Source organism: Actinomadura sp. NPDC049382 (assembly GCF_040677125.1).
Taxonomy (GTDB): Bacteria; Actinomycetota; Actinomycetes; order Streptosporangiales; family Streptosporangiaceae; genus Spirillospora; species Spirillospora geliboluensis.
Genome location: NZ_JBFARO010000191.1, coordinates 1 through 11011 on the forward strand (window position 1 = coordinate 1; position 11011 = coordinate 11011).

Annotated in this window: 11 protein-coding genes; 8 read left to right on the forward strand and 3 right to left on the reverse strand. The window is 74.3% G+C overall.

Annotation, left to right across the window (positions count from 1 at the left end; all coding sequences use genetic code 11):
- The coding region (locus tag AB0K34_RS44140; RefSeq protein WP_364554495.1) for a branched-chain amino acid ABC transporter permease at positions 1 to 945 on the forward strand (945 nt) is incomplete at its 5' end.
- On the opposite strand, the gene AB0K34_RS44145 is transcribed toward AB0K34_RS44140, so the two are convergent.
- Entirely contained in the window at positions 909 to 1568 is a 660-nt protein-coding gene (locus AB0K34_RS44145; RefSeq protein WP_364554497.1) for a TetR/AcrR family transcriptional regulator, read from the reverse strand. The two genes, AB0K34_RS44140 and AB0K34_RS44145, sit on opposite strands and share 37 nt — an antisense overlap.
- A gap of 141 nt (positions 1569 to 1709) precedes the next feature.
- Here AB0K34_RS44145 and AB0K34_RS44150 point away from each other — a divergent pair, with 141 nt between their 5' ends.
- The gene (locus AB0K34_RS44150; RefSeq protein WP_171069191.1) at positions 1710 to 3572 is read left to right on the forward strand and encodes a helix-turn-helix domain-containing protein; all 1863 of its coding nucleotides are present in this window, start codon (positions 1710 to 1712) and stop codon (positions 3570 to 3572) included.
- Between the two features lie 20 nt (positions 3573 to 3592).
- Here AB0K34_RS44150 and AB0K34_RS44155 read toward each other — a convergent pair whose 3' ends face one another.
- A complete protein-coding gene (locus AB0K34_RS44155) occupies positions 3593 to 4225 on the reverse strand; it encodes a pyridoxamine 5'-phosphate oxidase family protein (RefSeq protein WP_138638654.1) in 633 nt (210 codons plus the stop codon).
- A gap of 46 nt (positions 4226 to 4271) precedes the next feature.
- Between AB0K34_RS44155 and AB0K34_RS44160 the strand changes: the two genes are divergently transcribed.
- The 5 genes from AB0K34_RS44160 to AB0K34_RS44180 all read left to right on the forward strand — a co-directional run bounded on the left by AB0K34_RS44160 (position 4272) and on the right by AB0K34_RS44180 (position 9156).
- Positions 4272 to 5042: an AraC family transcriptional regulator gene (locus tag AB0K34_RS44160; protein ID WP_240808076.1), complete on the forward strand. Its 771-nt coding sequence runs from the start codon at positions 4272 to 4274 to the stop codon at positions 5040 to 5042.
- 169 nt (positions 5043 to 5211) lie between these two features.
- On the forward strand, positions 5212 to 6249 hold the full coding sequence (locus AB0K34_RS44165; protein ID WP_240808078.1) for an iron-siderophore ABC transporter substrate-binding protein: 1038 nt from the start codon (positions 5212 to 5214) through the stop codon (positions 6247 to 6249).
- Positions 6246 to 7289 carry an iron ABC transporter permease gene (locus AB0K34_RS44170; protein WP_138638655.1) on the forward strand — a complete coding sequence of 348 codons (1044 nt, stop codon included), beginning with the start codon at positions 6246 to 6248 and terminating at the stop codon, positions 7287 to 7289. Before AB0K34_RS44165 ends, AB0K34_RS44170 begins: the two co-directional genes overlap by 4 nt.
- Positions 7286 to 8335 carry an iron chelate uptake ABC transporter family permease subunit gene (locus AB0K34_RS44175; RefSeq protein ID WP_138638656.1) on the forward strand — a complete coding sequence of 350 codons (1050 nt, stop codon included), beginning with the start codon at positions 7286 to 7288 and terminating at the stop codon, positions 8333 to 8335. The genes AB0K34_RS44170 and AB0K34_RS44175 overlap by 4 nt, the downstream gene beginning before the upstream one ends.
- Entirely contained in the window at positions 8332 to 9156 is an 825-nt protein-coding gene (locus AB0K34_RS44180; RefSeq protein ID WP_138638657.1) for an ABC transporter ATP-binding protein, read from the forward strand. Before AB0K34_RS44175 ends, AB0K34_RS44180 begins: the two co-directional genes overlap by 4 nt.
- Positions 9157 to 9180: 24 nt before the next feature.
- Here the strand turns inward: AB0K34_RS44180 and AB0K34_RS44185 are convergent, their stop codons facing one another.
- Positions 9181 to 9498 carry a WhiB family transcriptional regulator gene (locus AB0K34_RS44185; RefSeq protein ID WP_138638658.1) on the reverse strand — a complete coding sequence of 106 codons (318 nt, stop codon included), beginning with the start codon at positions 9496 to 9498 and terminating at the stop codon, positions 9181 to 9183.
- Between the two features lie 253 nt (positions 9499 to 9751).
- Between AB0K34_RS44185 and AB0K34_RS44190 the strand changes: the two genes are divergently transcribed.
- Positions 9752 to 11011: AAA family ATPase (locus AB0K34_RS44190; RefSeq protein ID WP_364554502.1), on the forward strand; the 1260-nt coding region annotated here is incomplete at its 3' end.

Below are 11011 nucleotides of genomic sequence, written 5' to 3' on the forward strand. Positions count from 1 at the left end.
GGACGGCCCGTCCTGCTCGCCGCCGGGCTGCTGGCCGCGCTCGCCCTGCCCTGGTTCGTCTATCCGCCGGTCGCGCTCGACATCGCCTGCTGGGCACTGTTCGCCGCCGCCGTCGACCTCCTGCTCGGCTTCACCGGCCTCCTGTCGTTCGGGCACGCCGCCTTCTGGGGCGGATCCGCGTACGCCACCGGCCTGATCGCCCTGCACTCCGGGCTGCCGTTCCCCGTAGCGATCATCGGCGGCGCGGTGTTCGCGGCGCTGCTGGCCGTTCCGATCGGTTTCCTGTCGGTGCGGCTGACCGGGATCTACTTCGCGATGGTCACCTTGGCCTTCGCGCAGATGGTCTACTTCATCGCCAACCAGTGGCGGGACGCGACAGGCGGAGAGAACGGACTGCAAGGCATCCCGAGAGAGCTGTTCGGCCTCGACCTGTCCGATCCGTTCTACTTCTACTACGCGGGCCTGCCGTTCGTCCTGGCCGGGATGTTCGTGGCCTGGCGGATCGTCCGGTCGCCGTTCGGGCGGGTGCTGGTGTCCATCCGCGACAACCCGAACAGGGCCCGCGCCCTCGGGTACAGCATCGACCGCTACAAGCTGCTGGCCTTCGTCCTGTCCGCCGGGCTCTCCGGGCTGGCCGGGGGCGTGTTCGCCATCGGCCACGGGTTCGCGTCCCTCGAAGGGGTGTACTGGACGACGTCCGGGCAGGCCGTGATGATGGTCGTCCTCGGCGGCATCGGCACCCTGTGGGGCGGCGCCATCGGCGCCGCACTCGTCGTCCAGCTCCAGGACTACCTGGCCACCGCCGGATTCCAGGAGACCGGGATCGTCACCGGCCTGATCTTCATCGTGATCGTGCTGCTGTTCCGCCGGGGCATCTGGGGGACGGCCCGGCACCTGCGGGCGGTCCGTCAGCGGGCGACCATCCGCAGGGCCAGGCCGGCGTAGAACTCGCCGAGCCGCTCCGGGGTGTCGGGGCCGTCGAGCCGGTACCAGCGGACGAGGTCGATGCTGAGCGACAGCATCGCGCGCGTGACCCGCTTGACGTCGACCTGCGCGAACGACCCGTCGGCGACGCCGCGCGCGACGGCGTCGCGGAAGAACGCGTTGGTCCGGTGGCGCAGCTCCAGCACCTCGTCGTAGTGCTCGGCGGTGAGGCCGGTGAGCTCGAACTGGCAGACGCGGGCGGCCACGTGGTGGCGGGCGTGCCAGGCCGTGTACGCGGAGACGACGGCGCGGAGCCGGTCCGCCGCGCCGTCGGCTCCGCTGACCGACGGCTCGTGGACGTGGGCCAGCACCCGCTCGTGGCCCGCCCTGATGATCTCGTAGAGGACCAGTTCCTTCGACGGGAAGTGGACGTACAGGGCGGCCGGGCTGAGGCCGACGCCCTCGGCGATGTCGCGGGTGGTCGTGGCGTGGTAGCCGTTCGCGGCGAAGCAGCGCACCGCCGCGGTCAGCAGGCCGCGCGGCACCGCGCCGAGGTCCGCCCGCCACAGCTCGGGCGAGCGGTCGCGCAGCCGGGGGTCGTCCGCCAGGTCCCGGGCGGTGAACCGGGCCTGCCGTCTGGCCATCGCGTCCCCTCGCCTCCTCCCGGCGCGGCCGGGCGCTTGACAGCGGCATCCTACTCGGTGACTATGCGCTTACTCATTTCCCTGAGCATCAGCATGCGGAAGCGAGGGGTCGTGGCAGGGCGCAGTTTTCTCCGGCTTCTCGTGGACGGCGCACCGCTGCCCCGGTACGACGACGTCCTGCGCCGCGCGGTGGCGGACGCGGCCTCGCCCGCGGAGATCGACCATCTGCAGGCCGAGCACACGCTCGCGCTCCGGCTGCGCGACACGCTGGAGAAGCAGCACGCCCGCCAGGAGCAGCAGCGCGCGCTGGTCGAGTGCGCGACGGAGCTGGCGGAGGACCGCGGCGACCCCGACGCGATCCTCACCCTGATCGTGAGCCGGGCGCGGCGGCTGCTCGGCTGCGACATGGCCTACCTGAGCCTGAACGACGACGCGGACCGGTCGACGCGGATGCGGGTGATGGTCGGCGCGACGTCCTCGGCGTGGAAGGACGTCCGGATCCCGTTCGGAGTCGGGGTCGGCGGCCGGGTCGCGGCCACCGGAACGCCGTTCTCGACGTCCGACTACTTCAGCGACGAGCGGCTGGCGCACGATCCCGCCGTGGACGCCTCGGTCCGCGCGGAGCGGCAGGTGTCGATCGTCGGGGTGCCGCTGCGCGCGGGCGCCGTCCTCGGCGTGCTCTTCGCGTCCAACCGCAGCCCCGGGCCGTTCCCGCACGACGCGATCGCGCTGCTCGGCTCGTACGCCGTCCTCGCCGCGACCGCGATCGAGCAGGCGCGGTCGAGGCACGGCAAGGACCAGGAGCTCGCGGCGCTGCGGCTCGCGAACGCGGCGCTGCGCCGGCGGACGGTCGCGGAGGAGCGGGCGTTCGCGGCGCACGACCGCACCATGGACATCGTGCTGCGCGGCGGCGGCGTGCAGGAGGTCGTGACCGCGGCGGGCGACCAGCTCGGCGGCGTGCTCGCGGTGTTCGACGAGTTCGAGCAGCCCGTCGCCTGGACGCCGGGCGCGTCCGACGAGGCGCTGAAGGAGATGTCGGCCGCGGCGGGCGGCGGCCTCGGCGGGCCGGGCGGCGGCGTCCACGACGGGACGTACTGGGCGACGGGCCTGGAGGCGGGCACCGAGCGGCTCGGCGCGCTGGTGTGGGCCCCGCCGGACGCGTCCGCCGGGATCGGCGACCTGGACGGGCGGCTGCTCGGCCGCGCGGCCGTCGTCGCGTCCCTGCTCCTGCTGTTCGGCCGCAACCTCGCCGCCGCGGAGGCCAGGGTGCGCGGCGAGCTGCTCGACGACCTGCTCACGCCGAACCCCCGCACGTACTCCTCACTGGCCGAGCGCGCGCTGCGGATCGGCTACCAGCCGCAGAAGCGGCACGCCGTGGTCGTCGCGCACATCCGGGCGGAGAACCGGCGGAGCCTCGCCTCCGCGGCGTCGGACCTCGCCGCCGCCCGCGACGGGCTGAGCACCGTGCGAGACGGGCGGGCCGTGCTGGTCGTCCCGTCCGACGACCCGTCGCTGACGGGCCGCCGGATCTCGCGTTCGCTGGCGGCGCGGCTGGGGTCGCCGGTCACGGTCGGCGCCGCCGGCCCGGTGGACGACCCGGCCGACCTGCCCGCCGCCTACGCCGAGGCGCTGGCCTGCGCGCACGCCCTGCTCCGGCTCGACCGCGCGGGCACCGCCGCCACGGCCGGCGACCTCGGCTACGCGGGGCTGCTGCTCGGCGACGGCGCGTCCGCGACCGGGTTCGTGGAGCGGACGCTCGGCCCGGTCATCCAGCACGACGAGCAGCGCGGGGCGATGCTGATGGAGACCCTCGGCACCTACTTCGCCACCGGGCAGAGTCTCGTCGCCAGCGCGAAGCGGCTCCACATCCACCCGAACACCGTCACGCAGCGCCTCGACCGGGTCAAACGCCTGCTGGGCGTCGACTGGAACAGCCCGGAGCACACCCTCGAAGTGCAGCTCGCGCTGCGGCTGCACCGGCTCGGCCGCGCCCTCGACGCCTGACCCGCCCCCTCGGGCCGCGCTCAGTAGCGGTTGGTCTCGGCGTCCACGGCGAGGTCCTCGTCGATCTGCTCGGCGGACACGCCCTCGAGGTCGACCTGGTCCTTGATGATGCGGCCGAGCGTCGGCAGCTTCGCGCGGTCCGGCCAGGTCTCGGGCTGCCACAGGGACGAGCGCAGGAACGCCTTCGCGCAGTGCATGTAGAGCTCCTCGACCTCGACGAGGAGGGCGAGGCGGGGCCGCCGGCCCTTGATCGCCAGGTCGTCGAAGAACGGGGCGTCCGACACGATCGTCGCGCGGCCGTTCACGCGCAGCGTCTCGTTCATCCCCGGCACGAGGAACAGCAGCCCGACGTGCGGGTTGCGCAGCACGTTGCGGAACCCGTCGACGCGGTGGTTGCCGGGGCGGTCGGCGATCGCGAGGCGGTGGTCGTCCAGCACCAGGACCGACCCGGCCGGGTCGCCCTTGGGGGAGACGTCGCAGGTGCCCTCCGCGTCCGACGTCGCCAGCAGGACGAGCGGCGAGTGCGCGATCAGCGTGCGCGCGTGCTCGTCGATGCGGCCGATGTCCTTGTCCCAGATGACCTGCGACGGCTCCCGCACGATCTCCCGGAGCTCGGCCTCGCTCCGCACCGCGCGAATCTCAGAGGGCTGCATCCGACGAACTATAAGGTAAGGCTAACCAAAAGGGAGGGTCGAGGCCGTGGAGGAGACCCGCACGCTGCCCGCCCTCGCCGCCGGGCCGGTCGAGATGCCGTTCGCCATCATGTGCTGGAGCGAGGACTTCGACCGCGACGTCACCTGGAACGAGCACTCCCACCCCTTCCACGAGCTGCTGTGGAACGAGCGGGGCGCGTCCACGGCCGGGGTCGGGCCCCGGGTCTGGACGATCACCCCGGCGCTCGGCCTGTGGATGCCCGCGGGCACGCTGCACTCGGGCGCCGCGGCGGCCGGCACCCGCTGCCGGGCGACGTTCTTCGGCTTCGACGCGGTGTCCCCGATCTCCGCGACGCCGGTCGCGGTGGAGATCACCCCGCTGCTGCGGCTGCTGCTGGAGCGGCTCGCCGAGCCGGGCCTGCCGGCCGGGTCGCGGGCGGTGACCGAGGCCATGGTGCTCGACGTGCTCACCCCGTCCGAGCACGAGCTGCTGCTGCGGATGCCGACGTCGGAGCTGCTGCGCCCGATCGCCGACGCGGTCCGCGCCGACCCGGGCGACCGGCGGACGCTGGCGGACTGGGCGTCCCGCCTCGGCGTGAGCCGCCGCACCATCACCCGCGCGTTCAACGCCGAGACCGGCACCAGCTTCGGGCGGTGGGTCGCGATCGCGCGGGCGCGGCACGCGGTGGCGCTGCTGAGCCGCGGCTGGGAGATCGAGGCCGTGGCGGAGGAGGTCGGCTACCACTCCGTCAGCGCGTTCGGCGCGGCGTTCCGGCGGGCGACCGGGCTGACCCCGGGGACGTTCCGGGGGCGGTGAGCTCGGCTCTGTCCGCGGCTCCGTCCGCGCCCGCGTGTCCCGATCGCGATAACGGGTGTCCCAAACGGGTGATTGCGACATTCTGCCCCTCCGCTCTAGGGTTCCGAGCCAAGGCAAGGCTTACCTAACTAATTCCCGGCCTGCCGCTTTCCCGACAGTGGAGTACGGAGTGAAACGTCTGCACAGCCTTCGCATCGCCGCCGCGGTGGCCGTCCTGGTGGGCGGCCTCGCGGCCTGCGGTGACTCGTCCGAGACGGCCAAGGAGGCGGGCGCGGGCGGCGGGTCGAGCAGCGCCTTCCCGATGACGGTCGAGCACGCGCTCGGCACGGCCACCATCAAGGCGAAGCCGACGCGGGTCGCCACCGTCAACTGGGCCAACCACGAGGTGCCGCTGGCCCTCGGCGTCGTCCCGGTCGGCATGGCCGCCGCGAACTTCGGCGACGACAACGGCGACGGCGTCCTGCCGTGGGTGGAGAAGCGCCTCAAGGAGCTGAACGCCAAGACGCCCGTCCTGTTCGACGAGACCGACGGCGTCGACTTCGAGGCCGTCGCCGACACCAAGCCGGACGTCATCCTCGCCGGCTACTCGGGCCTGACCAAGCAGGACTACGACACCCTCAGCCAGATCGCCCCCGTCGTCGCCTACCCGGACGCGCCCTGGGCGACGCCGTGGCGCGAGGTCGTGCGCATGAACGCCAAGCCGCTCGGGCTCGCCGCCGAGGGCGAGAAGCTCATCACCGGCATCGAGGGCGACATCAAGACGGCCATCGCGAAGTACCCGCAGCTCAAGGGCAAGTCGGCGATGTTCATGACGCACCTCGACCCGAACGACGTCAGCCAGATCGGCTTCTACACGACGCACGACACCCGCACGCTGTTCTTCGAGGACCTCGGGATGACGTTCCCGAAGAGCATCGTGGACGCGTCCAAGGGCACCGACAAGTTCGCGCTGACCCGCAGCTCCGAGCAGATCGACATCTTCGACGACGTGGACATCATCGTCGGGTACGGCGACGCCAAGCTGGCCGAGAAGGTGGGCAAGGACCCGCTGCTGTCGAAGATCCCCGCGGTGAAGCGCGGCTCGATGTACCTGATGTCGGGCACCACCCCGGCGGGCACCGCCGCCAACCCGACCCCGCTCGCGATCTCCTGGGTCCTGGAGGACTACGTGAAGGCCCTGGCCGCGGCAGCGGACAAGGTCAAGTGACGACGGTCGCGACCGAACGTCCGCCGGACGCCGCGCTCGTGCGGCGTCCGGCGCGCGTGCGCGTGCTGGGGCTGGTCGCCGCGGGCGCGGTCCTCGCCGCCGTGATGGCGGCCTCCGTCGTGCTCGGCTCGCGCGACGTCTCGCTCGCCGACGTCTGGGCCGCGCTCGGCGGCGCGGACGACACCCTCGAACGGGCCGCCGTCGCCAAGCGGATCCCGCGCACGCTGCTCGCGGTGCTGCTCGGCGCCGCGCTCGCCCTGTCCGGCGCGGTCATGCAGGGCGTGACCCGCAACCCGCTGGCCGACCCCGGCATCCTCGGCGTCAACATGGGCGCGTCGCTCGCCGTCGTCGCCGCCGTCGCCTACTTCGGGCTCACCTCCCCGGTCGGGTACATCTGGGTCGCGATGGCGGGGGCCGCGGTGACGGCGGTGTTCGTCTACGGGGTCGGGTCGCTCGGGCGCGGCGGCGCCACGCCCCTCAAGGTCGCGCTCGCCGGCGCCGCGACGTCGGCGGCGTTCGCGTCGCTGGTCAGCGCCGTCGTGCTGCCCCGCAACGACATCGCCGGGGGCTTCCGGCTGTGGCAGGTCGGCGGGGTCGGCGGCGCGTCCTACGAGCGCATCGGGCAGGTGCTGCCGTTCCTGCTCGCCGGGTGCGCGGTGTGCCTGCTGTCGGCGCGGTCGCTGAACTCGCTCGCGCTGGGCGACGAGGTCGCGGCCGGGCTCGGCGAGCGCGTCGCCCTCATCCGCGTCACGGCCTCGCTGGGCGCCGTCGTGCTGTGCGGCGCGGCGACCGCCGTCGCCGGGCCGATCGCCTTCGTCGGCCTCATCGTCCCGCACGCCTGCCGGCTGCTCGTCGGCGTCGACCACCGCTGGCTGCTCCCCGCCTCCGTGCTCGCCGGCGCCGCGCTGCTCACCGCGTCCGACGTGGTCGGCCGCGTGGTGGCGCGGCCCCAGGACATCGAGGTCGGCATCGTCACGGCGGTCATCGGCGCGCCGGTCTTCATCCACATCGTCCGCCGCCAGAAGGTGCGTGAGCTGTGACCGCACTCGTCCCCGCCCCCGCCGCCGTCCGGGCCGTCGCGAGCGGCCGCCGCCGGCGCGCCGCCCGGCGCCGCGCCCTCGTCGGGACGCTGGCGGCGCTGGTCGTCGCGGGGTTCGCCGTCACGCTGATGGTCGGGCAGACGTTCTACCCGCCCGGCGACGTGCTCCGCGTGGTCTTCGGCGAGCAGGTGCCCGGGGCGTCGTTCACGGTCGGACGGCTCCGGCTGCCGCGCGCCGTCCTCGCCGTCGCCGCCGGGTTCGCGTTCGGGCTCGGCGGCGTCACCTTCCAGACGCTGCTCCGCAACCCGCTGGCGAGCCCCGACATCATCGGGATCAGCGCCGGGGCGAGCGCCGCCGCGTCCATCGCGATCGTCGTGTTCTCCCTGGGCGGGACGCGGGTGTCGGTGTTCGCGATCGTCTCCGCGCTGGGCGTCGCCCTGCTGATGTACGTGCTGGCGTTCCGGGACGGCGTGGTCGGCACGCGGCTCATCCTGATCGGCATCGGGGTCGCCGCGATGGGCGACGCCGTCACCTCCTACGTGCTGTCGCGGGCGGGGGAGTGGGACCTCCAGGAGGCCACGCGCTGGCTGACGGGCAGCCTCAACGGCACGACGTGGGAGCAGGTCGTGCCCACCGTCGCGGCGCTGGCCGTCCTCACGCCCGCGCTGCTGTTCCTCGCGCGGGACCTGTCGGCGCTGCGGCTCGGCGACGACACCGCGTCCGCGCTCGGGGTCCGCGTCGAGCGCACCCGCGTCGCCGTGATCGTCGCCGCCACCGGCCTGATCGCGTTCGCCACGGCGGCGGCCGGGCCGATCGCGTTCGTGGCGTTCCTGTCCGGGCCGATCGCGGCCCGGCTGATCGGGACCGGCGGCTCCCTGCTGCTGCCCGCCGGGCTCGTCGGCGCCCTGCTCGTGCTGACCGGCGACTTCATCGGCCAGTTCGCGTTCGACACCCGCTACCCGGTCGGCGTCGTCACCGGCGTCCTCGGCGCGCCGTACCTCGTCTACCTGATCGTCCGCACCCACCGTGCCGGAGGCTCGCTGTGACCACGTCCCACTCCCTGGCGGCCGAGGGCCTCAGCCTCGGCTACGGCGACCGCGCCGTCATCGACTCCCTCGACCTGGCCGTGCCGCCCGGCGAGATGACGGTCATCGTCGGCGCGAACGCCTGCGGGAAGTCGACGCTGCTGCGCTCCCTGTCCCGGCTGCTCGCGCCCCGCACGGGCCGGGTCGTGCTGGACGGCCGGGAGGTGCACCGCATGCCCGCCAGGGAACTCGCCCGCACGCTCGGGCTGCTGCCGCAGTCGCCGGTCGCGCCCGAGGGCATCACCGTGCTCGACCTCGTCAGCCGGGGCCGCCATCCCCACCAGGGCATCTTCTCCCGGTGGAAGTCCGAGGACGACGCCGCCGTGGCCGCCGCCCTGGAGGCCACCCGCACCGCCGACCTCGCCGACCGGGCCGTGGACGAGCTGTCCGGCGGGCAGCGCCAGCGGGTGTGGATCGCGATGGCGCTGGCCCAGCAGACCGACCTGCTGCTGCTGGACGAGCCCACCACCTTCCTCGACGCCAGCCACCAGATCGAGGTGCTGGACCTGCTGACCGACCTGAACCGCGACCGCGGCACCACGATCGTGATGGTCCTGCACGACCTCAACCTCGCCGCCCGCTACGCCGACCACCTCATCGCCCTCGCCGGCGGGCGGCTGCACGCCTCCGGCGCTCCGGCCGACGTCCTCACCGAGGAGGTCGTGCGCACCGTCTTCGACCTGGACAGCCGCATCATGGAGGACCCGGTGTCCGGACGGCCGCTGATGCTGCCCATCGGCCGGCACCACGCCCGCCCCGCCGCGATGCGGTCGGACGGCTAGGCAGAGCGCGCAGTCGGCCGCTGCTCATCTCCCCTCGTGAGCCGTCGGCATCGATCCACTCGGCCGTAGGGATCCGGCGGGCCCGGTGTGCTCCTCTGGGTGGCCGGCCCCTCGGGCGGCGCGGATGCGGCGCCGCTCGCTCGGCGTCGTCCCGGCCCAGATGCCGTGCGGCTCCCCGGTGGCCAGGGCCCAATCCAGGCACGGGCCGGCGACGGGGCACGCGGCGCACAGCCGGCGGATCGGTGCGATCTGCGCCGTGTACACCGCCTCCCGGGACACCGGGAAGAACAGTTCGGGGTCGAGCGACCGGCACGACGCCGACTCGGACCAGTGCTTCGTCATCGTTGCTCCAGGGCCGTTCACGTGTGGGCGAACATCAACGGTCGCCGGGACGGGGGCCGGGCGGCACCCGGGTGGACGACTGGGAGGAACCCTGGACGGCGTCCGGCCCGGGGGCGGGCGCGGCGGCCGGTGATCGTCGCGGATGTGTCACGGGTGCCCGCCCTATCCGGTCGATGTGACGTGATGCCCCGTCCAGGCGGGGCGGCCGGAGTGGGGATGGCGGAGGTGCAGCCTTGTGGACAGCATGAGCCGGATGACGGTGGACGAATGGCCTGAGGCCGAGTCGCCACTGGGGCCGCGGACGGGATGGCGGGGGCTCGTCCGCGTGCGGGCGGACCTCCCCGCGGTCGCCTCGGACGTGCAGGTCAGCTGGGGTGACGGCGGCTCCCGCCAGGTGCTGCAGGGGCGCCGGGAGGAGCGCGAGCGGCTCGCCGAGGTGCTCGACGCCGCCCGCGGCGGCGAGAGCCGGACCCTGGTGCTGGCAGGCGAGCCGGGCGTGGGCAAGACGGCGCTGCTGAACCACCTGGCCGCGCAGGCCCGCGGGTTCGAGGTCTCGCGCGTCGCCGGCGTCCAGGCGGAGATGAAGCTCGCGTTCGCCGGGCTGCACCGGCTGTGCGCGCCGATGGCCGGCCGGCTCGCCGGCCTGCCCGCGCCGCAGCGCGACGCGCTGCGGACCGCGTTCGGCATGAGCGCCGGACCCGAGCCCGACCACTTCCTCGTCGGGCTGGCCGTGCTCGGGCTGCTGGCGGAGACGTCGCGGGACAAGCCGCTGCTGTGCCTCGTGGACGACGCCCAATGGCTCGACCCGGCGTCGCTGGAGGTCCTGGCGTTCGCCGCCCGGCGGCTGCGGAACGACGCGGTGGCGATCGTCCTCGCGAACCGCGTGCCCTGCTCGGCGCCCGCGCTGACGGGGCTGCCGGAGCTGGTGGTCGCCGGGCTGGCCGTCCAGGACGCGCGGGCGCTGCTGTCGGCGGCCGTGCCGGGCCCCTGGGACGCTCAGGTGCTGGAGCGGATCGCCGAGGAGACGGGCGGCAACCCGCTGGCGCTGCTGGAGATGGCGGGCGAGGCGTCGGCGGCGGAGTTCGCGGGCGGGTTCGGCCCGCCCGGACCCGGCGCCGCCGACGGCCGGATCCAGGACATCTACCGGCGGCGGGTGGCGCGGCTCGCGCCCGGCACGCGGATGCTGCTGCTGGTTGCGGCGGCGGAGCCGGGCGGCGACCCGGTGCCGCTGTGGCGCGCCGCCGACCGGCTCGGCATCGCCATCGAGGCGGTGACCCCGGCGGTGGCGGCCGGGCTGTGCCACATCGGCGACCGGGTCCGGTTCCGGCATCCGCTGGTGCGCTCGGCCGCCTACTGGACGGCGTCGCCTCAGGAGCGCAGCCGCGCGCACGGCGTGCTGGCCGAGGTCACCGACCCCGGCGCCGACCCCGACCGGCGCGCCTGGCACGCCGCGCAGGCCGCCGTCACCCCCGCCGAGGACCTCGCGGCCGGGCTGGAGGACGCGGTCGGCCGG

What these genes read in the sequence shown, in the direction of transcription:
- AB0K34_RS44145 (WP_364554497.1), bottom strand. Translation starts at nt 1,568, where the DNA reads ATGGCCAGACGGCAGGCCCGGTTCACCGCCCGGGACCTGGCGGACGAC.
- AB0K34_RS44155 (WP_138638654.1), bottom strand. Translation starts at nt 4,225, where the DNA reads ATGCAGCCCTCTGAGATTCGCGCGGTGCGGAGCGAGGCCGAGCTCCGG.
- AB0K34_RS44185 (WP_138638658.1), bottom strand. Translation starts at nt 9,498, where the DNA reads ATGACGAAGCACTGGTCCGAGTCGGCGTCGTGCCGGTCGCTCGACCCC.